The 24,099-nt window shown below is 73.8% G+C and carries 24 protein-coding genes; 13 read left to right on the forward strand and 11 right to left on the reverse strand.

What is annotated here, in order from left to right; translation table 11 throughout:
* Positions 1–4: 4 nt before the first annotated feature.
* On the reverse strand, positions 5–1,267 hold the full coding sequence (locus ACQUFX_RS15100) for an MFS transporter (protein ID WP_428966648.1): 1,263 nt from the start codon (positions 1,265–1,267) through the stop codon (positions 5–7).
* Between the two features lie 161 nt (positions 1,268–1,428).
* Here ACQUFX_RS15100 and ACQUFX_RS15105 point away from each other — a divergent pair, with 161 nt between their 5' ends.
* Positions 1,429–1,641, forward strand: a complete 213-nt coding sequence (locus ACQUFX_RS15105) for a hypothetical protein (protein WP_067372818.1) — start codon at positions 1,429–1,431, stop codon at positions 1,639–1,641.
* Between the two features lie 20 nt (positions 1,642–1,661).
* On the opposite strand, the gene ACQUFX_RS15110 is transcribed toward ACQUFX_RS15105, so the two are convergent.
* Positions 1,662–2,129: a hypothetical protein gene (locus tag ACQUFX_RS15110; protein WP_428966649.1), complete on the reverse strand. Its 468-nt coding sequence runs from the start codon at positions 2,127–2,129 to the stop codon at positions 1,662–1,664.
* 158 nt (positions 2,130–2,287) lie between these two features.
* Here ACQUFX_RS15110 and ACQUFX_RS15115 point away from each other — a divergent pair, with 158 nt between their 5' ends.
* The gene (locus ACQUFX_RS15115; RefSeq protein ID WP_428966650.1) at positions 2,288–2,689 is read left to right on the forward strand and encodes a DUF6401 family natural product biosynthesis protein; all 402 of its coding nucleotides are present in this window, start codon (positions 2,288–2,290) and stop codon (positions 2,687–2,689) included.
* Positions 2,690–2,776: 87 nt separating this feature from the next.
* Here ACQUFX_RS15115 and ACQUFX_RS15120 read toward each other — a convergent pair whose 3' ends face one another.
* Positions 2,777–3,640, reverse strand: a complete 864-nt coding sequence (locus tag ACQUFX_RS15120; RefSeq protein ID WP_428966651.1) for a mechanosensitive ion channel family protein — start codon at positions 3,638–3,640, stop codon at positions 2,777–2,779.
* A 214-nt stretch (positions 3,641–3,854) separates the two neighbouring features.
* Between ACQUFX_RS15120 and ACQUFX_RS15125 the strand changes: the two genes are divergently transcribed.
* The gene (locus ACQUFX_RS15125) at positions 3,855–5,981 is read left to right on the forward strand and encodes an ATP-binding SpoIIE family protein phosphatase (RefSeq protein ID WP_428966652.1); all 2,127 of its coding nucleotides are present in this window, start codon (positions 3,855–3,857) and stop codon (positions 5,979–5,981) included.
* 42 nt (positions 5,982–6,023) lie between these two features.
* On the opposite strand, the gene ACQUFX_RS15130 is transcribed toward ACQUFX_RS15125, so the two are convergent.
* The gene (locus ACQUFX_RS15130; protein WP_428966653.1) at positions 6,024–6,995 is read right to left on the reverse strand and encodes an NAD(P)/FAD-dependent oxidoreductase; all 972 of its coding nucleotides are present in this window, start codon (positions 6,993–6,995) and stop codon (positions 6,024–6,026) included.
* A 40-nt stretch (positions 6,996–7,035) separates the two neighbouring features.
* Positions 7,036–7,554 carry a metallophosphoesterase family protein gene (locus ACQUFX_RS15135; RefSeq protein WP_428966654.1) on the reverse strand — a complete coding sequence of 173 codons (519 nt, stop codon included), beginning with the start codon at positions 7,552–7,554 and terminating at the stop codon, positions 7,036–7,038.
* Positions 7,555–7,702: 148 nt separating this feature from the next.
* On the opposite strand from ACQUFX_RS15135, the gene ACQUFX_RS15140 reads away from it, so the two are divergent.
* On the forward strand, positions 7,703–9,088 hold the full coding sequence (locus tag ACQUFX_RS15140; protein WP_428966655.1) for a glycoside hydrolase family 6 protein: 1,386 nt from the start codon (positions 7,703–7,705) through the stop codon (positions 9,086–9,088).
* A 118-nt stretch (positions 9,089–9,206) separates the two neighbouring features.
* Here the strand turns inward: ACQUFX_RS15140 and ACQUFX_RS15145 are convergent, their stop codons facing one another.
* Both ACQUFX_RS15145 and ACQUFX_RS15150 read right to left on the reverse strand, forming a co-directional pair.
* Complete coding sequence (locus ACQUFX_RS15145) at positions 9,207–9,986, reverse strand: glucose 1-dehydrogenase (protein ID WP_428966656.1); 780 nt, start codon at positions 9,984–9,986, stop codon at positions 9,207–9,209.
* Complete coding sequence (locus ACQUFX_RS15150; protein ID WP_428966657.1) at positions 9,983–11,800, reverse strand: glycoside hydrolase family 15 protein; 1,818 nt, start codon at positions 11,798–11,800, stop codon at positions 9,983–9,985. Before ACQUFX_RS15150 ends, ACQUFX_RS15145 begins: the two co-directional genes overlap by 4 nt.
* A gap of 125 nt (positions 11,801–11,925) precedes the next feature.
* On the opposite strand from ACQUFX_RS15150, the gene ACQUFX_RS15155 reads away from it, so the two are divergent.
* The 3 genes from ACQUFX_RS15155 (at position 11,926) to ACQUFX_RS15165 (ending at position 14,190) form a co-directional block, all read left to right on the forward strand.
* Positions 11,926–12,507 (forward strand): general stress protein, encoded by a 582-nt coding sequence (locus ACQUFX_RS15155; protein WP_428966658.1) that lies wholly within the window; start codon positions 11,926–11,928, stop codon positions 12,505–12,507.
* Positions 12,508–12,715: 208 nt separating this feature from the next.
* The gene (locus ACQUFX_RS15160) at positions 12,716–13,198 is read left to right on the forward strand and encodes a MarR family winged helix-turn-helix transcriptional regulator (protein ID WP_428966659.1); all 483 of its coding nucleotides are present in this window, start codon (positions 12,716–12,718) and stop codon (positions 13,196–13,198) included.
* Between the two features lie 5 nt (positions 13,199–13,203).
* Positions 13,204–14,190 carry a pirin family protein gene (locus ACQUFX_RS15165; RefSeq protein WP_428966660.1) on the forward strand — a complete coding sequence of 329 codons (987 nt, stop codon included), beginning with the start codon at positions 13,204–13,206 and terminating at the stop codon, positions 14,188–14,190.
* 52 nt (positions 14,191–14,242) lie between these two features.
* On the opposite strand, the gene ACQUFX_RS15170 is transcribed toward ACQUFX_RS15165, so the two are convergent.
* The gene (locus ACQUFX_RS15170) at positions 14,243–14,380 is read right to left on the reverse strand and encodes a hypothetical protein (RefSeq protein ID WP_157527985.1); all 138 of its coding nucleotides are present in this window, start codon (positions 14,378–14,380) and stop codon (positions 14,243–14,245) included.
* Between the two features lie 496 nt (positions 14,381–14,876).
* Here ACQUFX_RS15170 and ACQUFX_RS15175 point away from each other — a divergent pair, with 496 nt between their 5' ends.
* Positions 14,877–15,704 carry a SigB/SigF/SigG family RNA polymerase sigma factor gene (locus tag ACQUFX_RS15175; protein ID WP_428966661.1) on the forward strand — a complete coding sequence of 276 codons (828 nt, stop codon included), beginning with the start codon at positions 14,877–14,879 and terminating at the stop codon, positions 15,702–15,704.
* 99 nt (positions 15,705–15,803) lie between these two features.
* Here the strand turns inward: ACQUFX_RS15175 and ACQUFX_RS15180 are convergent, their stop codons facing one another.
* Positions 15,804–15,980, reverse strand: a complete 177-nt coding sequence (locus tag ACQUFX_RS15180; RefSeq protein ID WP_428966662.1) for a hypothetical protein — start codon at positions 15,978–15,980, stop codon at positions 15,804–15,806.
* 385 nt (positions 15,981–16,365) lie between these two features.
* On the opposite strand from ACQUFX_RS15180, the gene ACQUFX_RS15185 reads away from it, so the two are divergent.
* Positions 16,366–17,031 carry a GOLPH3/VPS74 family protein gene (locus tag ACQUFX_RS15185; RefSeq protein WP_428966663.1) on the forward strand — a complete coding sequence of 222 codons (666 nt, stop codon included), beginning with the start codon at positions 16,366–16,368 and terminating at the stop codon, positions 17,029–17,031.
* Between the two features lie 36 nt (positions 17,032–17,067).
* On the opposite strand, the gene ACQUFX_RS15190 is transcribed toward ACQUFX_RS15185, so the two are convergent.
* A complete protein-coding gene (locus ACQUFX_RS15190) occupies positions 17,068–17,796 on the reverse strand; it encodes a PP2C family protein-serine/threonine phosphatase (RefSeq protein ID WP_067371862.1) in 729 nt (242 codons plus the stop codon).
* A 236-nt stretch (positions 17,797–18,032) separates the two neighbouring features.
* Here ACQUFX_RS15190 and ACQUFX_RS15195 point away from each other — a divergent pair, with 236 nt between their 5' ends.
* The 3 genes from ACQUFX_RS15195 (at position 18,033) to ACQUFX_RS15205 (ending at position 21,829) form a co-directional block, all read left to right on the forward strand.
* The gene (locus tag ACQUFX_RS15195) at positions 18,033–20,648 is read left to right on the forward strand and encodes a glycoside hydrolase family 9 protein (RefSeq protein WP_428966664.1); all 2,616 of its coding nucleotides are present in this window, start codon (positions 18,033–18,035) and stop codon (positions 20,646–20,648) included.
* A 150-nt stretch (positions 20,649–20,798) separates the two neighbouring features.
* Positions 20,799–21,563 carry a helix-turn-helix domain-containing protein gene (locus ACQUFX_RS15200; protein ID WP_428966665.1) on the forward strand — a complete coding sequence of 255 codons (765 nt, stop codon included), beginning with the start codon at positions 20,799–20,801 and terminating at the stop codon, positions 21,561–21,563.
* 68 nt (positions 21,564–21,631) lie between these two features.
* Complete coding sequence (locus ACQUFX_RS15205; RefSeq protein ID WP_428966960.1) at positions 21,632–21,829, forward strand: DUF397 domain-containing protein; 198 nt, start codon at positions 21,632–21,634, stop codon at positions 21,827–21,829.
* A 140-nt stretch (positions 21,830–21,969) separates the two neighbouring features.
* Here the strand turns inward: ACQUFX_RS15205 and ACQUFX_RS15210 are convergent, their stop codons facing one another.
* Entirely contained in the window at positions 21,970–23,397 is a 1,428-nt protein-coding gene (locus ACQUFX_RS15210; protein ID WP_428966666.1) for an Nramp family divalent metal transporter, read from the reverse strand.
* Positions 23,398–23,527: 130 nt separating this feature from the next.
* Between ACQUFX_RS15210 and ACQUFX_RS15215 the strand changes: the two genes are divergently transcribed.
* Positions 23,528–24,085, forward strand: coding sequence for a GNAT family N-acetyltransferase (locus ACQUFX_RS15215; RefSeq protein WP_428966667.1), 558 nt, complete (start codon positions 23,528–23,530; stop codon positions 24,083–24,085).
* The last annotated feature ends 14 nt before the right edge of the window (positions 24,086–24,099 follow it).

Genomic DNA, 24,099 nt, shown 5'->3' on the forward strand with positions numbered 1-24,099 from the left:
CGGCCTATCCGGCCCCGGCGGGGCCGGCCCCGCCGGTGGGTCGGCGGACGGCCGCCGCGTGCAGGGCGATCAGGCCGAGCGCGAGCAGCAGCAGCGCCGGCCCCAGCGTCTCCACCGAGATCCGGCTGAGCAGCACCCCGATCCCGGCGGGGATCGCCGACACGCCCAGGCTGGACGCGCCGATCTGCAACCCGATGGTGCGGTCCGCGTGGGCCGCACCGACCCGGTCGGCGGTGGTGAGGGTGAGCAACGGGAAGACCGGCGCCGCCGCGAAGCCGAGCACGACCAGCCCGGCCACCGCCACCCAGACCGGCGCGGGCAACGCGATCAGCGCCGCGCCCGCCGCCATGCCGACCAGGCTGCCCCGCAGCACCCGGACGGCACCGAGCCGTTCGGCGCCCACGCCCTGCACCAGGCGACCCACGAAGAGACTGCCCCAGTACGCCGAGACGCAGAGACCGGCCGCCGTCGGCCCCAGCCCCCGTCCCTCGGTGAGCAGCAGGAACGCCCAGAGTCCGGCCGCCGCCTCGATCCCCACGTACGCGACGAAGGCCAGCGCGCCCAGCCACACGGCCGGCAGCCGCAGGGTCTGCGCGATCGGCACGGTGGCCGGCGGGCCGGCGGGGGCGACCCCGGCCGGCCCGCTGCCGGCGGGCGGCACGGCCACAGGTGCCGCGGTGGCGGGGGGTGCCGTGGCGCCCCGGTCCCGCCAGGCGCGCACGGTGAGCGCGAAGGCGACGGCGAGGGCGAGTTGGGCGGCGGCCACGACGGCGTACCCCCAGCGCCAACCCGGCCCGACGCTCACCGCGACGGTCATGATCAGTGGGCCGGCGGCCACGCCGAGCCCGAAGAAGGCGTGCATCCAGTTCATGTGGCGCGGACCGAAGGCGCCGGCGGCGTAGGCGTTGAGCCCCGAGTCGATCGCGCCGGAGCCGATCCCGAGCAGGAACGCGCAGCCGATCATCAGGGTCAGCCCGGGTGCCAGGGCGTACCCGGTCAGGGTCGACCCGGCCAGCAGGGTGCTGCCGGCCAGCAGCCGGCCCACGCCGAGCCGGGCCAGCGTGAAGCCGGCGAGCACGCTGGAGGTGAGGTACCCGGCCGCGCCGACGGTCAGCAGCACCCCCACGGCCTCGGTGGGCACCCCGAACGCGGTCCGGATCGACGGCCAGCCGACCCCGAGCAGGCCGTCGGGCAGGCCGAGGCTGACGAAGGCGAGGTAGGCCAGCAGGAGCAGGGCGGGGCGGGGCGCCGTGGGGGTGGTGGACACGAGCGCTCATCCTGCCGTAACCGACGGAACGGCCGACAGTGGCTATCGCCTCCTCCGAACCGGCAGAACATGACGACCGTACGGTCACAAGAACGGACAGCCCATCCAGAATCGACCGATCGGGGGACGGCGAACCGGCACCCGCGCGCAAGACTTTCGGGATGCAACAGGGCTCCGGATTCCTCACCCCTCGTCAGCGCCGGCTGGCCTGGCTCGGCTTCCTGCTCGCCGCGATCCAGGCTCCGGTCTCGGCGCGACTGGTCGCCGACGGCTCCTGGCTGTTCAGCCTCTGCGTCGCCCTGATGGTGGCCACCGTGATCATCGCGGACGACGCCGCCCGGCGCCGCCCCGCCGACGCCCGCCCCGGCGAGTAGCGCCGCTCCCCGCGCGGCCGTCAGGCCCCGGGCTCGACGTCCGGTCCGCGTTCGACCGGGCGCGCCTCGTGTCCGGGCCGCCCGTGGCTGCGTCGGCGTTCCTTCATCTCCGCCTCGTACAGGTGCCGCCGGCCGCCGACCAGCTCCGTGCGGGCCTGCCGGTCCAGCTCCCGGAACCGGGCGTAGTACCCGTCGTCGAAGTCCTCGACGATCTGGAAGGTCCACCGGCCGGCGATGACGTTACGGCCGATCAGGTCGGTCTCGATCCGGTCGGCGAGCTGGTGGTGGCCGGCGGCGCGGAACTGCGCCACCACGTCGTCGAGCATCAGGTCGGCGTGCCCGATCATCTGGTGCAGGCCGTACAGGTGGCCCCGGGCCCGCTCGACGGTCTCCAGGGCCTCGCTGAGCCGACCGAGCGCGCTCACCGTGCGGTCGTCCACCCCGGCCGGCCGGCGGTGCTCGTCGTCGGGCCTGTCGTCGTCACGCATGTGATCCCCCGGTGTGTCCTGCTGTGGGCGGTTTCTCTCCTGCCCCGTCGTGCCCGGTTCAATCCCCCGGCCGGGGGGCAGGTCGGCGACGCGGCCGACCCCGTACCCCCCGAGTGGTTGAGGTCGACCGGCCCCGCCGTTGGTTAGCCTCGGTGCTCATGCGTCTGCCGAACGACCGGGTCAGTGCCGGTACCGCCGCCGGGTCCGCCCGGTGCACCCTCGCCGAACTCGACACGTCCGTCGGCACCGCCGGCCTCGCCGAGGCGACCACCCGACCCGGCCTGCTCGCCCTGGTCGACCAGCACGCCGCAGCGGTGCGGGACAGCCTCGGCGGCGACCGCCGGCCCCTCACCCCGGCGGCCCTGGCCGGCTACGCCGAGGGGTTGCGGGCCGCCGCGCTGGAGCAGGGCTGGACGCCGCCGACCGGGCCGCCGGACTGGTCCGCGCCGGACTGGCTGCTCACCCGCCTGCTCGCGGTCTGCGTCCTCGCCCACGACCTGGGCACGGCGCCCGCCGGGCACCGCTCGCCGGACGGGCCCGACGCCCCGGCGGCCCGCTGACGGCAGCGCCCACACCGGGAGGGCGACCGCGCGCACGCGACCGCCCTCCGGTGGATGAGCCTGCCCGCCCAGCGGCGGACCCGCCGCTCAGCGGCGGAACTGCTGGGTCTCGTCGCCGGCCATGGAGCCCGACTGGTACGTGCCGGCGCCGCTCATCGACGACGGCTCCTGGGCCCGGTGCGCCTGCGGGGCCCCGCCCCGGTCGGCCATCTGCCGCTCGTAGTCGCTGCGGCCGGTCGCCTGGGCCTGCCGGTGCTCGCGCACCGCGCGGGCCTCGTCGGACGCCCGGTCCAGCCAGCCGTCCCAGCGCTGCTGCATCGGCCGCACCAGACCACCGCCGACGCCCACGATCAGGATGCCGGCGACCGTGGCGAGCACCGCGATCAGCACCGGCGTGGTCACCGTGGTGGCGATGCCCACCTGGTTCAGCGCCGCGATCACACCCAGGGCCAGGATGAAGACGGCGGTCAGGTCCGCCAGCACCCGGCCGTACGACAGCCCGCCCAGCGCACCGCTGACCAGGTCCCGTACCGCGTTGGCGATGGCGGCGGCGATGACCACGATGACGATCGCCACGAAGGCGCGGGGCAGCCAGGCGACCACGCCCCGGATCAGGTCCGAGATCGCGTTGGGCCCCCACACCCCGAAGGCGAACTGCAGGGTGAACAACAGGACCGCGTAGTACGCCAACCTGGCCAGGATGTCACTGGCGTCGTACCTGGTTCGTTCCAGTGCGCGGCGGATGCCGCCCCGTTCGACCGCCCGGTCGAACCCCACCCGTTCCAGCGCCGCGTCGACGATCTTCAGGACGGCTCGTGCGATGAGCCATCCCACCACGAGGATCGCGATGAACGCGATGGCCCTCGGGACGAAGAGCAGCACCGACCTCCACAAGTCGGTCAGGGCGGTACCGATTCCGTTCTGCGCCCCGACCGCGAGGGTTTCCCGCATGATGTCCCTCCTGTCGCATGGACTAGCGCCGGCCGCATACCCGGTCGGCCGGACAGCACGCCGGCCGGGACCGCTAGATTTTTCCGACAGGCTGCGGCAGACCCATGCTGAACAGGGCAAACATCCCTGCGGCGCATCCCGGCGCCGACCGGGGCATCGAGCGCCACGAGCACGATCACGGACGTCCCCACAGCGCTGGGACTAGGCTGCGGGCATGCCAGGAACGGTCGGGCGAGTGCCCACACCCGCAGGTCCCGTCCCGGGCGCCCGCTCCGCGCACGGCACGGCGTCGGCGATCCTCGGCCACCCGTGGGCCGGCACCGCGCTGGGTCCACCGGAGACCTGGGACCCCGCGGTCCGCGCCGTGGTCGACCTCGTGCTCTCCTCACCGGTGCCGATGGCCCTCGCGTACGGCGAGGAGTTCGTGCTCCTCTACAACGACGGGTACGCCGAACTGATCGGCAACCGCCACCCGGCGGCGATCGGCCGCCCCGCCGCCGAGGTCTTCGCCGACGTGTGGGGCCTGCCCGGCGTCGGTGACGTGATGGGGCGCACCTACCGGCGGGGCGAGTCGTTCCTGGAGAAGGAGGCGCTGCTGCCGATCGACCGGCGCTACGCCCGTGGTGTCGAGCAGCCCGTCTTCACCCGGGGCTACTCCCCGGTGCGGGACAGCCGCGGCCGGGTCGTCGGCGTGCTCACCGTCGCCGCGCAGACCACCCAGGTCACCAACCACCTGCAGAGCCTGAGCGACTTCGCCGCCGCCCTCGCCGGCACCCTCACCCTCGACGACGTGGCCCGGGTGACGCTGCGGTACGCCCTCGACTCGTTCGACGCCGACCGGGTCTCCTTCGCCGTCGACGAGGGCGGGGGCTGGCGGTCCGTCCGGCGGGTCCGGGGCGAACTGCTCGACGAGGCCGACGAGCGGCTGCCGCCGCTGTGGCGGCGGGTGGCCCCGGACTCCACCGCACCCCTGGTGGTCACCGCCGGCAGCGGCGTACCGATCTTCACGCCGGACGGCCAGCCGATGCGCGACCACGCGGTGGACCGGCACGACCAGAAGGTCCGGGCCCTGGCCACGGTCCCGCTGCGCAGCGCGGTGGTGCGGGGCGCGCTGGCCGTCGGGTACCAGGTCGCCCACCCCTGGTCCGCGGCGGAGCGGGCGCTGCTGGCCGCCTCGGCGGAGCTGGTCGGCCAGGCCGCCGAACGGGCCCGCCGGTTCGAGACGCAGCACGGCACCGCCCAGTTGCTCCAGCGCAGCATGCTGCCCGAACACCTGCCGGACCTGCCCCGGCTGCGGATCGCCGCCCGGTACGACCCGGGGGTCGACGGCAACGCGGCCGGGGGCGACTTCTACGACGCCTTCGTGCTGCCCGACGGCGGGCTGGGCATCGTGCTCGGCGACGTCGCCGGCCACGACGTGCAGGCCGCCGCGCGGATGGGGCAGGTCCGGGCCGCGCTGCGCGCCCTGGCCCTGGCCGACCCGCGCCCGGACGCGGTGCTCACCGGCCTGGACCGGCTGGTCGCCAGTCTGGGCGCGGAGGCCGGCACCCACGAGTTGTTCGTCACCGTGGTCTTCGGCGTGGTCGACCCCGACGGCCGGTCGGTCACGCTGGCCAGCGCCGGGCATCCCGGCCCGCTGATCCGCCGCTGCCCCCTGGGCGGCGAGCCCGTCGCCGAGTACCCGGCCCTGCCCACCGGGCCGCCCCTGGGCCTGGGGGGCCGGCCCCGCACCAGCACTGTCCGGTTCGCGCCCGGCGACACGTTGCTGCTGTTCAGCGACGGTGTGGTGGAGCGCCGCCGGCAGAGCCTCTCGGTCGGGCTGGCCCGGCTCGCGGAGGCGGTGGCCGAGGCGGACAGCGGCGACCCCCGGGCGCTCTGCGCCGTCGCGTCGGCCGCCGTCGAGGGGGTCACCGAGGACGACGTCGCGGTGCTGGCCGTGGAGCACGCCCTGCGCCCCAGCCGGTCGGTGAGCATGGAGGTGCCGGCGGAGCCGACCGCGCCCAGCCGGGTCCGGCACTGGATGACCGGTCAGCTCACCGACTGGCAGGTGCCGGAGGGGGTGATCGGCGCGGCCGTGCTCTGCACCAGCGAGTTGACCACCAACGCGCTGCTGCACGCCGGCACGGCCGCCCGGGTGGAGATCGACCTCAGCACGGAACGCCTGCTGGTCTCGGTCTCCGACTCGGGCACCCGGGGCACGGTGACCCGGGCCCAGACCGACACGCTGAGCAGCCGGGGGCGCGGCCTCGGCCTGATCGAGCAGCTCAGCGACGCCTGGGGCACCGACCCCACGGTCCGGGGCTCGACGGTCTGGTTCGAGATCCTCCTGCCCACCGACTGAGCCGGCCCGGCCCGGCCCGGCCGACGGTGGCCCCGGCGCGGGTCAGCCGGTGGGACGCAGCCGCGCGGCGAGCGCCCGCCCGAGGTCCCGCCCGGAGCGCCAGGCGCTCTGCACCCGGGGGCGGTCGGCGAAGGCGTCCCCGGCCAGGCCCACCCCGGAGTCGTCGAGATGGTACGTCCCGTCCGTTGCGGGGGCCGGCTTGGCGAAGCTCCACCGGTGCACGTACACCGTCTCGGGCGGCTCGGGCAGTCCGAGCAGCGCCACGGTGGCCGAGACGACGGCCGGGCCCGCTGCCTCCGGCGCGGCCAGGTGCCCGGCCGCGAACTCGGCGGTGGTGTGCGCGACCAGCACGGGCGCTCCGTCGCCGCGCCGGTCGCCGTCGTCGCAGACCAGGGCGAGCACCGGGTGCTCGTTGACGAACGCGCCGTGGAAGTCCGGCCAGCGGCGGGCGGGGAAGCGCAGCACCACCGCCAGCACCGGCGACCAGCGCTGGGCGGCGGCGACCCGCGCCGGCCCGGCCAGCGCGGGGTCGAGCAGCCCGGCGGCCTGCGGGCCCGGCATGGCCAGCGCCACCCCGGCGTACGGCGTGGCGTCGACCGTCGGCCCCGGGCGGACCGCCCGCACCGGCCGCTCGACGGTGAGCGGGAACCCGTCGGTGAGATCGGTGACGAGCGAGCGCAGTCCGCCGGGGGCCGCCCAGCGCACCGGCCCGGTCACCGTCCGCCGACCGTCGGGCCCGTACGCGTCGAAGGTGTCGGTCCACTCGCGGGCGAGCCCGGCCGCCCGCCACCGCTCGACCACGGCCGCGAAGTCGGGGTCGTCGACGGTGAAGTACGCCGCGCCGAGGTCCACCGGCCGCCCGTCGAGGCGGCGGCTGGCCAGCCGGCCACCGGGCACCCGGGCCCGGTCCCGGATCTCGACCGGCACCCCCGCCCGCAGCAGTTCCCCGGCGCAGGCCGCCCCGGCGATCCCGGCCCCGGCCACCAGTACCCCGCCCCGGTCCGCAGCTCGCACCCGCTGATCGTACGGGCCGCGGGGCCCGGCCGCCGGGTGCTCAGGCCCGGGTACGGGCGGTCCGGGGCGGGAGGCGGTGCAGCCGGACCTCCGCCAGCCGACCCCCCGCCACCCCGGCGGTGAGGTAGGTGGCGTACGGCTGGGCCCGACGGTCGGTCGGCGAGCCCGGGTTGAGCAGCCGCAGGCCGCCCGGGGCGACGCTGTCCCAGGGGATGTGGGAGTGCCCGAAGACCAGCAGGTCCACGTCGCCGAAGCGGGCGGCGCAGCGCCGTTCCCGTCCGGTACGCGGCCCGGTCTCGTGGACCACGGCGACCCGCAGTCCGGCCAGGTCGACCCGGGCCACCTCGGGCAGGCGGGCCCGCAGGTCGGGGCCGTCGTTGTTGCCGTACACCCCGACCAGGCGACGGGAGCGGGCCTGGACCGCGTCCAGCAGGGCGAGGTCGACCCAGTCCCCGGCGTGCAGGACCACGTCCGCCGCCTCGATCTCCGCCCAGAGGGGGGCCGGCAGGTCCCGGGCCCGGGTCGGGAGGTGGGTGTCGGCGGTGATCACCAGGCGCATGCCGGTCATTGTGCCCGTGGACCGGGACCGAAACCTTCCGGTCGCACCAGAGGTCTTCACACGGCCGCAACCTGCCCGTAGTTTTACAGGCAACGGCGTGGGAGCGCTTCCAAGGGCGAACTTCGATATATTTGAGCGAGGAGCAGTAATGAGAAGAAGTTCAGGACTGGCGGCGGCGGTGGCCGCCGGTGCCGTCGCCCTGGCCGGGGTGGTCGGCACCGGGCTGCTCAGCCAGCCGGCGTCGGCGGCCGTCGACTCGGCCTTCTACGTCGACCCGGACACCGGTGCCGCCCGCTGGGTGGCCCAGAACCCCAACGACCCCCGGGCGGCGGTGATCCGGGACCGGATCGCCAGCGTGCCGCAGGCCCGCTGGTACACCACCACCAACACCGGCACCGTCCGGGGCGAGGTGGACTCCTTCGTCGGGGCGGCCGCCGCCGCCGGCAAGATCCCGATCCTGGTGGTCTACAACATCCCCAACCGGGACTGCAGCGGGGCCAGCAGCGGTGGGGCCCCCAACCACACCGCCTACCGGGCGTGGGTGGACCAGGTCGCCGCCGGCCTCGGCGGCCGTCCGGCCACCATCATCCTGGAGCCCGACGTGCTCCCGCTGATGACGAGCTGCCAGAACGCTTCCCAGCAGGCCGAGACCCGGGCCTCCATGGCGTACGCCGGCAAGAAGCTCAAGGCCGGCTCCGCCCAGGCCAAGGTCTACTTCGACGCCGGGCACTCGGCCTGGCTCTCCCCCGCCGAGGCGGCCAACCGGCTCAACGGGGCCGAGATCGGCACCAGCGCCGACGGCATCTCGGTGAACGTCTCCAACTACCGCACGACCTCCGAGGCGGTCAACTGGTCCAAGCAGGTCATCGCGGCCACCGGCGTGCCCGGGTTGAAGGCCGTGATCGACACCAGCCGCAACGGCAACGGTCCCGCCGGATCGGAGTGGTGCGACCCGCCCGGCCGGGCGATCGGCACCCCCAGCACCACCAACACCGGGGACTCGGCGATCGCCGCCCTGCTCTGGATCAAGCTGCCCGGTGAGGCCGACGGCTGCATCGCCGCCGCCGGGCAGTTCGTCCCGCAGCGGGCCTACGACCTGGCCGTCGCGGCCGGGCCGGTGACCACGCCGCCGACGACCCCGCCGACCACGCCCCCGACCACCCCGCCGACCACGCCCCCCACCACGCCGCCGACGACCCCGCCGACCACGCCCCCGACCGGTGGTGGCTGCGCGGTGACCTGGACCCCGAACACCTGGACCGGGGGCTTCACCGCCGAACTGAAGGTCACCAACCGGGCGGCGGCCCTGAACGGGTGGACCCTCACCTTCCAGGTCGCCGCCGGGGTGCGCCTGAGCAACGGCTGGAACGGTGAGTGGAGCCAGTCCGGCGACCGGATCAGCGTGCGCAACACGGCCTGGAACGGCACGCTCGGCACCGGGGCCACGGCCTCCGTGGGCCTGCAGGGCACCTTCTCCGGCAGCAGCCTGCCCGCCCCGACCGCCTTCACCCTCAACGGCACGGCCTGTTCCTGACCCGCCCGGTCCCCCCGCCACCCGCCCGGCACGGCGGGGGGACACCGGCCCGGTACCCGTCGGTGGGACGCCCCCGACCGGCGGGTACCGGGCCCCGCGCCGCGCCGGCGGCGCCGGGTCAGGCGCCCTGGCCCTGGTTCTGCATCAGCCCGCCGTCCATGAAGTACGTCGACCCGGTGACGTAGTCGGCGTCGTCGCTGGCCAGGAAGACGGCCAGCTTGCCGATCTCCGCCGGCTCGGCGGCCCGCTTCCAGGGGATGCTCTGCACCTGCTCCTCCAGGTACGTCGGGTCGTCGATGGCCTTCTGGTTGAACGGCGTGAGCACCATCCCGGGCCCGATGTTGTTGACGTTCATCTTCATCGGGGCGACCTCCAACGCCAGGCTCTTGGCGAACTCCAGCAGCGCGCCCTTGCTGGTGTCGTAGTCGGAGCCGCCGGCACGGGCCACCTCCTGGTGGATCGAGGTGATGTTGATGATCTTCCCTCGGCCGCCCTCGTCACGGCGGTGCCGGACGAACCGGCGGGAGCAGAAGAACGCGCCGTACACGTTGGTCCGGATCGCCCGGTCCCAGGTCTCGGTGTCCAGGTCGGCCACGGGGATGCCGGAGGCATCCACCCCGGCGTCGTTCATCAGCACGTCGAGGGCGCCGAACTCGGCCAGCGCGGCGTCGAACATCGCCTCGACCTCGCTCTCGTCGCTGATGTCGGCCTGCACCACCACGGCCCGCCGCCCGGCCTCCTCGACCTGCTCCCGGGTGTGCTCCGCGCCGTCGCGGTCGTGCAGGTAGTGCACCACCACGTCGGCGCCCTCGCGGCCGAACTCGATCGCGGTCGCCTGCCCGATCCCGGAGTCCGAGCCAGTGATCAGGGCCGTCTTCCCGGTCAGCCGTCCGGTCATCCGCGTGCTCCTTCCCTGTGGCCCGCACCGGTCGGCGCGGGCTGTTCCTCGGCCTCGGTGAGGTGGCCCGCCGCGTTGATCAGCCCGATGTGGGAGAACGCCTGCGGGAAGTTGCCGAGTTGCTCCCCGGTGGCCGGGTCGATCTGCTCGGCGAACAGACCGAGGTCGTTGGTACGGGCGGCCACCCGCTCGAAGAGGTCGGTGGCCGCGGCGGTCTCCCCGGCCAGCGCCAGGCAGCCCGCCAACCAGAACGAGCAGATGACGAAGCCGGCGGGGTCGCCGTCCCAGCGCCGGACCAGCCCGTCGGCGCAGAGCCGCCGCTGGATCACCGCCATCGTGGAGCGCATCCGCTCGTCGCCGGCCGGCAGGAAACCCACCAGCGGCATGAGCAGCACCGAGGCGTCCAACTCGGCCGAGTCGAAGGCCCCGGTGTACGCGCCCAGCCGCTCGTTCCAGCCCCGGCTCAGCACCGTGCCCCGGACCTCGTCGCGGGCGGCGGCCCAGCGGGCCACGTCGGCGGGGTCCCCGATCCGGGCGCCGAAGCGCACCGCCCGGTCCAGCGCCGTCCAGCACTGCACCTTCGACGACAGGTAGTGCCGGTCCGCGTCGCGCGCCTCCCACATCCCGGCGTCCGGCAGCCGCCAGACCTCGGCCGCCTGGTCGGCCAGCGCCCGCAGCAGGTCCCGGACCTCGGGGACCATCGGGTCCAGGTAGTGCCGCATCAGCCAGGCCGCGTCCAGCACCTCGCCGAGCACGTCGGTCTGCCGCTGCCGCCAGGCGTCGTTGCCGACGAGGACCGGCCGGCTGCCGGCGTACCCGGCGAGGTGGTCGAGGCGGTGCTCGGTGAGGTCCCGCTCGCCCTGCACGCCGTACATGATCGGTGCGGGCCGGTCGCCGATCATCCCCATCGCCCGCGCCACCCAGGCGAACTGGCGGGTCGCCTCGTCGGGGCAGGCCGCCCGCCAGAGCGCCTGGAGGGTCAGGCTGAAGTCGCGGACCCAGACGAACCGGTAGTCGTAGTTGCGGTCCCCACCGAGCTGCTCCGGCAACGAGGTGGTGGCCGCCGCCACGACCGCCCCGCTGGGCTGGTACGTCATGCCCTGCACCACCATCGCGCTGCGCCGGACCTGCTCGCGGTAGCGGCCCTGGTAGTCGTGCAGCCCGGCCCAGGACCGCCAGCCGGCCAGCGCGTTCGCCACCACCTCGGCCGCGTCGGGGGTGGCCGGCGGCCCGCCGTCGTACGTCGGGGCGTACCCGAGGGTGAAGCCGAGGGTGTCCCCGGCGCGCACCGTGAACCGGCTGGTGGCCTCCCCGTCGCCGCAGCTCACCGGGGTGTCGCCGCGCAGCCGCAGCCGGGCCGCGCCCGCCGTGGCCTCCACGGCGTCCCCCCGGCCGACCAGGTACGCGGTCACCCGGCCGTACTCGAAGCGGGGCCGGTAGCACAGCCGCATCGGCACCTCGCCGGAGATTCCCTCGACCACCCGGGCGAGGATGCCGGGCGAGCGCCGGCCGATCTCGTGCCCACGCTCACCGGGTCCCAGCGCGAGCGCGTCGGTGACCGACACCGACCCGCCGGAGGTGGTGAAGACGGTCCGCAGGACGAGGCTGTCGTCCAGGTAGGACCGGTCCACCCGGAACTCCCCCACCGGCTGGATCGACCAGTGGCCCGCGTCGTCGTCGAGGAGCCGGCCGAAGACCGACGGCGCGTCGAACCGTTCCGGGCACCACCAGTTCACCGACCCGTTCCGGTCGACCAGCGCCGCGCTGCGCCCGTCGGCGAGGAAGCCGTGTTCGCTGATCCGTCCGCTCTGCACGCGGGCTGCCTACCCGGGCCGCGCCAGCAGCATTCCCGGCCCCGCCCGGCGACATCGGACCGGCCGGCGGCGTTAGCCGCTCCGGCGGGGCGGGAACGCGGCGGGGCGACGAAGGAGGATGCTCAATGACCAGTCCCTCGACACCATCAGCGGCCTGGCGACCCGGGATGCCCGGCGGCTCCACCCTTCCGTCCGGGCCGGCCGGTCGGGTCGACGCGCCCAGCGGCGACGGGCACGGCCCCGCCCTCGGCCCGGCGACCGTGACGATCGGTACGTACCCGGACTACCCGTCCGCCCAGCGGCTGGTGGACTTCATGGCCGACAACCGGTTCCCGGTGGAGCACACCGCCATCGTGGGGACGAACCTCACCCTGGTGGAGACGGTGCTCGGCCGGATGACCACCGGGCGGGCCGCGCTGCTCGGCGCCGGCACCGGCGCCTGGTTCGGCCTGTTCATCGGTCTGCTCTTCGGGATCTTCACGGTCGGCAACTGGCTGGCGGTGATCCTGGCCGGCCTGGTGATCGGCGCGATCTGGGGTGCGGTCTTCGGGGCCATCGCGCACGCGATGTCCGGCGGACGGCGTGACTTCACCTCGGCCAGTTCCCTTCGGGCGGCCCAGTACGCGGTCACCGTGGACGCACAGGTGGCCGACCAGGCCCGGCAGTTGCTGGGCCGGTTGCACGTGCCGACCGGCACCACCGGCTGACCGGCCGGGCCGGCCCGACCGCGCACAGCCGGCAGGGGGACCCCGGAGTTCCGGGGTCCCCCTGCCGGCGCGCGGCCGATCCCGTCCCGACCGCCCGCCAGGCGTTACTTCAAAGTGCAAATATATTCCCTCGACGCGCCCCGGTGGCCCAGCTCACCAGCGCCGAGGAGAGGTTGTCAAAATTTGAAAGAGTGCTACTGTTGGGCCCGTGACCGAGAGCCTGAGCCCCGAGCGGATGGCCGCCTGGCGGGCGTACATCGAAGCCAGCCAGCGGCTGTTCACCCAACTGGAGGACGACCTGCGCGCGGCGAGCGAGCTGAGCTTCGCCGACTACCACGTGCTGGTCCTGCTCTCCGAGGCGCCCGGTCAACGGCTGCGGATGGGCGAGCTGGCCAGCCGGTTGGTCTTCTCCCCCAGCCGGCTGACCTACCAGATCTCGACCATGCAGCGCCGTGGCCTGGTCGCCCGGGAGTCCTGTCCGGGCGACCGGCGGGGCAGCGAGGCGGTGCTCACCGCCACCGGCCTGCTTGCCCTGCGGGAGGCCGCACCGCACCACCTCGCCTCGGTACGGCACCACCTGATGGACGACCTCGACGACGCCGAGGTCGCCTGCCTCACCCGGGTCTTCACCCGACTCGGCACCCGCCTGCGCGCCGCCCGCGACGCGTCGACCACCGCACGTCAGGAGTGATCACGATGCCCGCTGTCACCGTCGACGACGTCCTCGTCCTGCCCCGCCTGCCGAAGCTGGACGAGTCCACCACCTACCGCCCGGTGCGCCGGCTGGTCACCGCCCCCAGTGGGTACGAGGGCGAGGGTTTCCCGGTCCGCCGGGCCTTCGCCGGGGTGCCGATGACCGAGCTGGACCCGTTCATCCACCTGGACCAGATGGGTGAGGTGGACTACGCCCCCGGCGAGCCGAAGGGCACCGCCTGGCACCCGCACCGGGGCTTCGAGACCGTCACGTACATGATCGACGGGATCATGGACCACCAGGACTCGACCGGCGGTGGCGGCACCATCACCAACGGCGACACCCAGTGGATGACGGCCGGCAGTGGCCTGCTGCACATCGAGGCGCCGCCGGAGCACCTGGTGACCAGTGGCGGCCTCTTCCACGGCCTCCAGCTCTGGGTGAACCTGCCCCGGGTGGCCAAGATGAGCCAGCCGAAGTACCAGGACATCCGGGGCTCGGAGTCGGCGCTGCTCACCACGCCCGACGGTGGCGCGCTGGTCCGGGTGATCGCCGGCGCGGTCGCCGGGCACCAGGGGCCGGGGTCGACCCACACCCCGATCACCATCGCCCACGTCACGCTCCAGCCCGGCGCGGAGCTGAGCCTGCCCTGGCGGCCGGACTTCAACGCGCTGGTCTACGTGCTGGGCGGTCGGGGCACGGTCGGCACCGACCGGCGGCCGGTGCACACCGGGCAGCTCGCCGTGCACGGCCCGGGTGACGCGATCCGGGTCACGGCGGACCGCCAGCAGGACGGCAACACCCCGGCGCTGGACCTCTACGTCATGGGCGGCCAGCCGATCCGGGAGCCGGTGGCGCACTACGGGCCGTTCGTGATGAACACCCGTGCGGAGCTGGTCCAGGCGGTCGAGGACTTCCAGGCCGGCCGGCTCGGGGTGATCCCCACCGAGCGGCTGCCGCACACCGGCGGCCAGGCCGAGCGCCCCTGACCCCGACCCCGCACGACGGGCGTCCCGGAGTTCCGGGACGCCCGTCGGCGGGTCAGGAGACCGCGAAGATCCCGGCCACCCCCAGGATCACCATGAGCAACACCGCGACCAGCGCGCCCCGTTCACCCTCCACCGCCGGCTCGCGGTGCTCGGTCCCGTGTGTCGTCTCGGCGGGCATCTCGATGGGCATCCTGTGGCCTCCTCCGTTGTCGCGTCAGGTCCGTCGTCCGCCGCGCGCGAGGCACCCACCGGCGTTCGGGACGCCGGCCGGCCGTACGGGCCCACGACGGGGGGTCCCACCTTGTGGACGGTGTCGACCTCGCCAAGGCTGGACGTACCGGCGCGGGCTGCCTCCTCCGCAGCCGGACGCACCAACCCGGCCTCAGAGTTACCCGTCTGGAGCAGCGGAAACCCCCCCGGGCGGCGGCTTCACGTTTGACCGAACGGTCAGCGGGCCACCTGCCCCCGCGACCGTCGCCGTCCCCTGGGCGGGCCGGTAGCCGGTGGGTAAATGGGCCGCTTTGTCTCCTTTTGGGGCTCTCATGCTTCAAAATCACCTAAGTACATCGTCCTTTCGGCTAGATTTTGGCTAGCTGATCAGGCTAAGGTGACATCCGAACGGACACCTGAAGTTGAACCGATGCGTCACGTCTTTCATCCGCGGACGAGGTGCAGGGAGGACCACCATGACCGCGTCAACGATCACTGAGCAGGCGACCCGGGCTGCCGCTGCGCCCGCCGAGAAGCTCGACCCTCGGGCGCTCACCGACAGCGCGACCGACCTCCTCAACGCGATGGCCGCGCTGCCGGCGAACCACCCGTCCCGGGCCACGCTGCGGGACCGGGCCATCGAGGCCTGGCTGCCGCTGGCCAACCACCTCGCCCACCGTTACAGCGGGCGCGGCGAGCCGACCGACGACCTGGCGCAGACCGCCGCCGTCGGGCTGATCAAGGCCATCGACAAGTTCGACCCCACCCGGGGCGTGGACTTCGCCGGGTACGCCATCCCCACCATCATCGGCGAGCTGAAGCGGCACTTCCGGGACCGCACCTGGGACATCCGGGTCCCGCGCCGGCTCCAGGAGCTGCGGCTGGCCATCTCCGACGCCAACAGCTCGCTGCTGCAGACGCTGGGCCGGTCCCCGACGGTCGCCGACATCGCCGCCCACCTCAAGCTCACCGAGGAGGAGGTGCTGGAGGGCCTGGAGGGCGCCCGCGCGTACAACGCGGTGTCGCTGTCCACCCCGACCGGCGACGGCGACCGGGCGACCGAGCTGGGCGACATGCTCGGCGGCGAGGACAACGAGTTCGAGCTGGCCGAGCTGCGGGTGGCGCTCGGCCCGGCGCTGGCCACGCTGGACGAGCGCGAGCAGAAGATCCTCACCCTGCGCTTCTACGGCAACCTGACCCAGTCGCAGATCGCCGAGCAGATCGGGGTCTCGCAGATGCACGTGTCCCGGCTGCTCGCCCGGGCCCTCACCAAGCTGCGCGGACAGCTCGACGGCACGTACTGACACACTCGTCCGGTCCGCCCCGAGGGGCGGGCGCCGGGCAGGCTCGACGGCGGGCCGGGTCAACGGCGACCCGGCCCGCCGTCGTACGTCCTGGCCCGGTCACCGGCCGGCCCCCGACGCCACCACCACGCCGGGAATACGGAAAACGGCCGAGCCGAATTCCGGAGCCACCCACCCGCGCCACGGGAAGCGCGCGTCGACGACCGCCTGCCACGATTCCGTCGCCCCGGTGGGAGTGACCACGTCGACGTCGGCCGGATAGATGCCCGCCACCACCCGACCGGTCCGGAGAAAGTCACCGCGCCATCGCGTGCACGGCGCAGGAAAGTGCCGCACCGACGTTTCCGTCGATCACGTACCCGACGCCACGAATCGGTCGGCGACAGCGCGCCCGACGACGTCGGGGAAAGAGTGCCGCCGATCCCCCGCCGCCGCGCCGGACACGGCTGCCCGCCCGGTTGTCCGGTGCGGACAAGCTGTTCAGCAGCGCCCGGCAATACACCGGCATTCTCCCTCAGGGTGACCAATAAAAAGGGCATCACGGGGCATTACCCCACGCCTTCGTCACGCTCGATCAACATGGTTGAACCATGAGTGATCTTCCCGTACGATCCGTTGTCGGCCACAGCACCCTATGCTTATCCCCTCGGAAAGGCTGAGGATGACAAATGCCAATGACGGCTCGCCGGTGGTGCGCCTCGCCGATGAACTCTTCCTTATCGGACACGACGACTTCACCGGCAAACCGCTGGCCGCCGCCGGCAATTTCGACACCGCACTCGCCGGTGCGATCCTGGCCGAGCTGGTCCTCGACGGCCGACTCTCGGTGGACAACGGCGCGGTGGTCCCCCTGGACCACCAGCCGCGCGACGAGCCGCTGACCGACCAGGTGCTCAGCGAGATCCTGCGGCGGGGCAGCGGGCACTCCGCCCGACTGTGGCTGGCCTTCCTCCGCGACGAGATGCAGATCCGGGAACGGGTCGGCGGCCGGCTCGCCGGCGCGGGCTGGGTCCGCCGGGTGGAGAGCCGGGGGCTGACCCTGCGCTCCTCGGTCCGCTGGCCCGGGGTCAACCCGAACCTGGTGGCCGCACCCCGGGTGCGGCTCGCCGCCAGCCTGCAACAGACCTACCGGCCGCTGGACACCCCCACCGCGACCCTGGCCGCGCTGATCCGGGCGGCCAACCTCATCAAGGTGCTCATGCTGGTCGACCGGGCCGTGCCCGAACGGATCACCCGCAGCCGGCAGGACCTCCCGGCCGCGCTCCAGTCGCTGCTCGCCGCGGTCGACGCGGGCGCCAGCACCACCGCCCTGCCGGCCCGCCGCTGACCCGGGCGCCCCCGGGCGGCCCGCCGCCCCGGGGCCTCACCCGTCGACGACGACGTCCGCGACGATGACGGTGATGTTGTCCGGCCCGCCGGCCCGCAAGGCGAGGTCGATCAGGCGCTGGGCGCACTCGCCCCGGTCGGGGTGGCCGGCGAGGACCTCGGCGAGGGTGTCCGGGCGGACCACGTTGGACAGCCCGTCGCTGCACAGCAGCCAGCGGTCGCCGGCCCAGGGCACCATGGTGGCGTAGGTCGGGGAGACCTCCTCGCCCTGCAACGCCTGGGTGACCACGGCCCGGCGGGGGTGGCTGCTGGCCTCGTCCGGGCTGATCACCCCCTGGTCGACGAGCATCTGCACGAAGGTGTCGTCCCGGGTGATCTGCTTGAGCACCCCCTCCCGCAGCAGGTACGCCCGGGAGTCACCGATGTGCGCCAGGGCCAGGCAGCTTCCGGTACGGGCGAAGAGCAACGCGGTGAGCGTGGTGCCCATCCCCCGACGGTCGGAGTCCTCGGCGACCGCCTGCCGGATCCGCGCGGTCGCCAGGTCGATCCCACCTTGCAGGGCGGCCACCAGACCGTCCTCCGGTGTCTCCACGTCCAGAGGGCCGACCGCGTCGATGGCGATCGTGCTGGCGAGGTCACCGGCGGCCATCCCGCCCATGCCGTCGGCCACGGCGACGAGCCAGGTGCCGGCGTGGAGGGCGTCCTGGTTGCCGCTGCGGATCAGCCCACGGTCGCTCGCCCCGACGGAACGCAGCTTCAGGGTCATGGGAGGCAGCCTGCCAGGCGAAGGGCGCAGTTGTCTCTAGGAGATCACGACGAGGCCGCGTGGCGCGGCGAATCTCACTACCCGTAACCGCAGGAGAAGGCCGGTAGCGCTGCTTATCCAGCGCCGTCAATTGACAGGGCGGTCACCTGCTGGAAATATCGAGCCGACACCTGGGAGCGCTCCCAGGTGTCGGTCCCGTCTCCCCCACCACACCCCCACCCCCGGAAGGACTCCCCGTGACGTCATCCCGACGCCGCCGACGCCGCCTCGCGCTGCTGGCCGTGGCGACCACCCTGGCCCTCACCGGCGCCTCCGCCACCGTGGCCCACGCCGAGCCGGGCGAGGAGGCTCCCGAACAGGTCCGCAACGGTGACTTCAGCGAAGGGGTCAGCCCCTGGTTCTCCTTCGGCACCGGCCCGCTGGCGGTGACCGACGGGCGGCTCTGCACCACCGTGGCCGGCGGCCTGGCCAACCCCTGGGACGCCGGCATCGGCCAGGAGGGCATCCCGCTGCTCGCCGGGGCCGAGTACACCCTCGGCTTCGACGTCTCGGCCACCCCGGGCTCCGACGTCCGGGCGGTCCTCCAGCTCGGCGGCCCCCCGTACACCGCGTACGCCACGGTGGACGGGACCGCCGGCAGCACCCCGGCCCGGGTGGAGCAGACCTTCACCCTCACCGAGGGCAACCCCTCCGCCCAGCTCATCTTCCAGATCGGCGGCAGCGCCCAGGAGCAGACCTTCTGCCTGGACAACGTCTCGCTGCGCGGCGGCGAGCCCCCGGAGCCGTACGTGCCGGACACCGGCCCCCGGGTCCGGGTGAACCAGGTGGGCTACCTGCCGGGCGGCCCGAAGAACGCCACCATCGTCACCGAGTCCACCACGGCACTGCCCTGGCAGCTCAGGTCCGCCGCCGGGGCGGTGGTGGCCAGCGGCCAGAGCACCCCGCGCGGCGTCGACGAGGCGTCCGGCCAGAACGTGCACACCGTCGACTTCTCCGCCTACCGCACGGCGGGCACCGGGCTGACCCTGGTCGCCGACGGGGAGACCAGCCACCCGTTCGACATCTCCGGCACGATCTACCAGCAGCTCCGCTCGGACGCGGCCCAGTTCTTCTACGCCCAGCGCAGCGGCATCGCCATCGACGGTGACCTGATCGGCGAGGAGTACGCCCGCCCCGCCGGCCACCTCGGGGTCGCCCCGAACCAGGGCGACATCGACGTACCCTGCCAGCCCGGGGTCTGCGACTACCGCCTGGACGTGCGCGGCGGCTGGTACGACGCCGGCGACCACGGCAAGTACGTCGTCAACGGGGGCCTGGCCACGTACCAGCTCCTGAGCACCTTCGAGCGGACCAAGACCGCCCCCACCGCCGACGGCGGGGCGGCCCTGGGCGACAGCACGCTGCGGGTGCCCGAGCGGGACAACGGGGTGCCGGACATCCTCGACGAGGCGCGCTGGGAGCTGGAGTTCCTGCTGCGGATGCAGGTCCCGGCCGGCAAGCCGCTCGCCGGCATGGCCCACCACAAGATCCACGATCGGAACTGGACCGGCCTGCCGCTGGACCCGGCCGCCGACCCGGAGCTGCGGGAGCTGCACCCGCCGTCGACCGCCGCCACCCTCAACCTGGCCGCCGTCGCCGCCCAGTGCGCCCGGCTGTTCGCCCCGTACGACGCGGCGTTCGCCACCCGGTGCGGCACCGCCGCGAAGACCGCCTACGCGGCGGCGAAGGCCAACCCGGCCCGGTACGCCAGCCCCACCGACTCCAACGGCGGCGGCGCGTACGACGACACCACCGTCACCGACGAGTTCTACTGGGCCGCCGCCGAGCTGTACCTGACCACCGGCGAGCAGCGGTACCTGACCGACCTGACCGCCTCCCCGCACCACACCGGGGACGTCTTCGACGTGCGCGGCTTCAGTTGGCAGGGCGTGGCCGCGCTGGGCCGGCTGAGCCTGGCCACCGTGCCCAGCGGCCTGCCGGCCGCCGAGCGCACCCGCCTGCGGGCCTCGGTGACCGCCGCCGCCGACCGGTACCTCGCCGAGATCGACGAGCAGGCGTACGGCCTGCCGATGCCGGGTGACCCGGACAGCTACTTCTGGGGCGGCAACGGCAACATCATCAACAACGCGGTCGTGCTGGCCACCGCCTTCGACCTGACCGGCACGGCGAAGTACCGCGACGGCGCGGTGCAGACGATGGACTACATCTTCGGCCGCAACGCGCTGAACATGTCCTACGTCACCGGGTACGGCGAGCAGCACGCCAAGAACCAGCACAGCCGGCTCTTCGGCAACCAGAAGGACCCCAACTCGCCGAACCCGCCCGCCGGCTCCCTCGCCGGTGGGGCCAACGCCGCCCTCCAGGACCCCTACGTGGCCCAGCTCATCCCGGACTGCAAGCCGCAGTTCTGCTTCGTCGACCACATCGACTCGTACTCGACGAACGAGGTGGCGATCAACTGGAACTCGGCGCTGACCTGGATCGCGTCCTTCCTCGCCGACCAGGACGACGCCCCGGCCCCGGCCGCCTCCCGGTGCACCGCCGAGTACGTCAACTACGGCACCTGGCAGGGCGGCAGCGGGTTCACCGGCCAGGTGACCATCCGCAACACCGGCAGCACGACGGTGGACGGGTGGACCGCCCGCTTCGCCTTCACCGGTGACCAGAAGCTGCGCGAGGCGTGGCTGGCCAAGACCAGCCAGAGCGGCGCGACGGTGACCGCGAAGAACGAGTCGTACAACGCCCGGATCGCCCCCGGCGGGACGGTGACCTTCGGGTTCAACGCCCTCACCGGCGGCGGCGCCAACCCGGCGCCGGGCCTGATCACCCTCAACGGGGCGGCCTGTTCCTGACCTCCGCCCGCACGAACCGGTGCCGCCTGCCCGTCCCCCGGGCAGGCGGCACCCTCGTTCGGACACCCCACCGTGCGCGCGTCACGCGACGACCACCGCCCGTGACGGTAACGTCGGCACGCGTTCCGGGTGTCCGACGTGGAGGTGACCGTGAACGAACCGCTGCGCGCGGCGATGGCCGAGGCGGGCCAGACCGCGGAGTCCCTCGCCGAGCAGGTCGGGGTGGACCCGAAGACGACGAGCCGCTGGGTCAACCCGGGGCAGACCCCGCACCCCCGGCACCGGCTGGCGGCGGCCCGGGCCCTCGGCCGGACGGTCGGCGAGCTGTGGCCGGAGGTGGTCCGCCGCCGGGAGCCGGACTGGTTCCTGCCCTGGGCGGAGATCGAGCGGAAGGCCAGCACGCTGCGGGCCTTCGAGCCGTCGGTGCTGCCCGGCCTGCTCCAGACCCCGGAGTACGCGCACGCGGTGCTCAGCAGCGGCCCGCTCGGCGACGACGAGGTCGAGGGGTACGTCACCGCCCGGCTGGCCCGGCAGGCGGCGGTCTTCGACCGGCCCCGCCCGGCGCTGACCATCTTCGTCGTCGACGAGGCCGCGTTGCGCCGGGGCGAGCCGGAGATCATGCACCCCCAGCTCGACCACCTGGTCACCATGGCCGAGCGTCCCCGCGTGATGCTGCACGTGCTGCCGCTGCGGGCCGGCTTCCACCCCGGGCAGGCCGGGGCGTTCGTCATCGCCAGCATCGACGACGCCGACGACCTCGGCTACCTCGACGACCAGGCCGCCGGGCGGGTCGTCCGGGACGTTGCTCCCCTGTGGCGGGTCTGGGACACTGTCAGGTCGGTGGCGCTGCCGCGCGACCAGTCGATCCGGCTCCTCAAGACGCGAGAATGGCTGACGCGAGCATGGCCGACCTGACCGGCACCACGAACCTGACCGGCACCGCCGGCCCGACCGGCACCGCCGACCTGACCGGCGCCGTCGGGTTGGGCGGAGCCCGGTGGCGCACCAGCAGCCGCAGCAGCTCCAACGGCGGCAACTGTGTGGAGGTCGCCGCCGACCTGCCCGGCGCGGTCGCCGTGCGCGACTCCAAGCACCGTGCCGGCGGCATCCTCGTCTTCACGCCGGCAGCCTGGCGGGCCTTCCTCGCCGAGGTCGGCGCCCCGACCGGCCGAGCCCGCTGACCGGCTCCCCGGCAACCCAGCGGATCGACCGGGCCACGGGCGCGCCACGGGCCGGATCGACGGCCCACGGCGCGCCCACCGCCGGCACGCGGCCCCGCCGCTGACGATCCGGCCCACCGACGACGAAGGGCCGGCCGGCGTCAGCGGCTGAGCCACTCCAGCAGTTCGCCGCCCTGCTGCCAGATGGTCAGCGCGGAGAAGACGCCGAAGAGCAGCACCGCCCAGATCAACGCGGCCACCCGGTAGTGACGGGGGCGGATCTGCTCCGGCAGCACCCGCCGGTTGAGCACCAGCAGCAGGATCGAGTAGATGAACATCATCAGGCCGCCGACGCAGGCGGAGATGACCAGCAGCGGCAGCGGCTGGCTCAGCCCGGCGAGCAGGATCGCGCAGCCGAGCCCGACCAGACCCCAGACCAGGGCGAAGTAGATCCGGCTCTCCGAGGCACGGCGCAGGTACGAGGTCTTCAGCACGTCGGCCGCGAGCCGGCTGGTGTAGTCGACGATGCCCATCGCGGCGGCGAACAGCGACAGCGCGCCGATCAGCCAGAACAGGGTGCCGAACCAGGGCCCGACGAGTTCCTTCAGGCGGTTCCCCTCGACCTCCAGGAAGGAGACGCTGTTGGCCAGGCCGGGCACCCCGTACACGGTGGAGTAGGCCAGCATCGACATCAGCGTGATGGTGACGAAGGAGATCAACACGAAGGTGACCAGTTGCTCCTGGTTGGCCAGTCGCCACCAGCGCCGCCACCGGCCGAGGTTCTCCTCGGTCGGCTCGAAGACGAAGCCCGCCCCGGCCGGCGCGGCCTCCTCCCGGCCGGTGACCGGGCTGACCAGGCGCGGGACGTACGCCCCCATGCCGTAGCCCTTGTCCCGGATCCAGTTCGACTGGACCAGGTTCTGGCCACCGCCGGCACCGGCGAAGACCAGCGCGGAGAGCATCAGCGCGAAGCCCAGTTCGGCGGGGAAGTCCGGCGCGGTCACCGCCCGGGGCAGCTCCCCCCAGGTGTCCACGGAGATCGCGAAGACCACCGCCACCAGGATGAAGAGCACCACCAGGCCGACCTTGACGAACTCGACGCGCTCCAGCGCCCGGTACACCACCGGGGCGAGGGTGAGGGTCGCGCCGATCACCAGCAGCAGGCCGATCGCGATCCAGGTGACGTCCCCGCCGACCAGGTAGGTCACCATGGTCGCCGAACTGGACGCCCAGCCGGGCCAGAGGTTGGCGAAGTACACCATCACCGCGAAGACCAGGCCCCAGTGCCGCCAGAACCGGGAGAACCCGGTCAGCGCGGTCTCCCCGGTGGCCAGCGTGTACCGCTCGATCTCCATGTTCAGGAACCACTGGGTGACGATGCCGACCGCTGCGGCCCAGAGGAAGACCAGCCCCACCTGGGAGGCGATGTACGGGTAGAGGATGAACTCACCCGACGCGAGCCCGACGCCGGCGGCGATCACGCCGGGACCGAGGATCCGCCAGGCCGACCGGGGTGGCGGTGGCAGGTCCCGGACGGTGACCCCGGGCAGGTGGCGGGTGGGGAACCGGTCGGCGGCGGTCGGCGTCATCGGGGACCTCCAACGGGGGTGGGGTGTGCCCCTGGCTACCCGAGACCCATCGATGACGAAACATCCTCCGACACCCGCCCGGCCACCCGATGGGGCAGCACGGGCCGGACCCCGGTGGCAGGATCAGCGGATGACGGCTGGCCAGACCATCACCATCTCCCCGGGCGGGGCGGGGGACGCCGGCACCGTGCTGCGGCTGCTCGACACCGCCACCGCCTGGCTGGTCGCGCAGGGGCGCAGCAGCCAGTGGGGCAGCACGCCAGCCTCGACCGACCCCCGCCGGCTCGCCCAGGTGCGACAGTGGACCGGCGGGAAGGGGCTGCACCTGGCCCGCTTCGGCGAGCACCCGGTCGGCGCCCTGGTCGTCGGCACGGCGACCGAGCACGTGCCGCCGGCCACCGAGCCGGAGTTGTACGTGAACCTGCTGGTCACCGACCGGGCGTACGCGGGGCTGGGGATCGGGGCCCGGTTGCTGGCGCACGCCGCGGGCCTGGCCCAGGCGGCGGGCGTGGGGCTGCTGCGGGTGGACTGTTACGCCGGGGACGACCGGGCCCTGGTCCGCTGGTACGAGCGGCAGGGTTTCACCGCGACCGACCGCTTCGTGGTGCCCCGCCCCGGCCGGCTCGGCTGGCCGGGGCAGGTGCTGGTCCGCCGGCTGCCCCGGCCAGCCGGGACCACCGCGCGCTGAGGCCGGCGGGCCGA

The sequence above is a fragment of the Micromonospora fluostatini genome (genome assembly GCF_050410825.1).
Lineage (GTDB): Bacteria > Actinomycetota > Actinomycetes > Mycobacteriales > Micromonosporaceae > Micromonospora > Micromonospora rosaria.

Coding starts and splice junctions, on each gene's coding strand:
- ACQUFX_RS15215 (WP_428966667.1), top strand. CDS start 23,528: ATGACGGCTGGCCAGACCATCACCATCTCCCCGGGCGGGGCGGGGGAC.
- ACQUFX_RS15110 (WP_428966649.1), bottom strand. CDS start 2,129: ATGCGTGACGACGACAGGCCCGACGACGAGCACCGCCGGCCGGCCGGG.
- ACQUFX_RS15105 (WP_067372818.1), top strand. CDS start 1,429: ATGCAACAGGGCTCCGGATTCCTCACCCCTCGTCAGCGCCGGCTGGCC.
- ACQUFX_RS15135 (WP_428966654.1), bottom strand. CDS start 7,554: ATGCGCCTGGTGATCACCGCCGACACCCACCTCCCGACCCGGGCCCGG.
- ACQUFX_RS15155 (WP_428966658.1), top strand. CDS start 11,926: ATGACCAGTCCCTCGACACCATCAGCGGCCTGGCGACCCGGGATGCCC.
- ACQUFX_RS15185 (WP_428966663.1), top strand. CDS start 16,366: ATGACAAATGCCAATGACGGCTCGCCGGTGGTGCGCCTCGCCGATGAA.
- ACQUFX_RS15125 (WP_428966652.1), top strand. CDS start 3,855: ATGCCAGGAACGGTCGGGCGAGTGCCCACACCCGCAGGTCCCGTCCCG.
- ACQUFX_RS15190 (WP_067371862.1), bottom strand. CDS start 17,796: ATGACCCTGAAGCTGCGTTCCGTCGGGGCGAGCGACCGTGGGCTGATC.
- ACQUFX_RS15145 (WP_428966656.1), bottom strand. CDS start 9,986: ATGACCGGACGGCTGACCGGGAAGACGGCCCTGATCACTGGCTCGGAC.
- ACQUFX_RS15175 (WP_428966661.1), top strand. CDS start 14,877: ATGACCGCGTCAACGATCACTGAGCAGGCGACCCGGGCTGCCGCTGCG.
- ACQUFX_RS15210 (WP_428966666.1), bottom strand. CDS start 23,397: ATGACGCCGACCGCCGCCGACCGGTTCCCCACCCGCCACCTGCCCGGG.
- ACQUFX_RS15115 (WP_428966650.1), top strand. CDS start 2,288: ATGCGTCTGCCGAACGACCGGGTCAGTGCCGGTACCGCCGCCGGGTCC.
- ACQUFX_RS15140 (WP_428966655.1), top strand. CDS start 7,703: ATGAGAAGAAGTTCAGGACTGGCGGCGGCGGTGGCCGCCGGTGCCGTC.
- ACQUFX_RS15120 (WP_428966651.1), bottom strand. CDS start 3,640: ATGCGGGAAACCCTCGCGGTCGGGGCGCAGAACGGAATCGGTACCGCC.
- ACQUFX_RS15165 (WP_428966660.1), top strand. CDS start 13,204: ATGCCCGCTGTCACCGTCGACGACGTCCTCGTCCTGCCCCGCCTGCCG.
- ACQUFX_RS15170 (WP_157527985.1), bottom strand. CDS start 14,380: ATGCCCATCGAGATGCCCGCCGAGACGACACACGGGACCGAGCACCGC.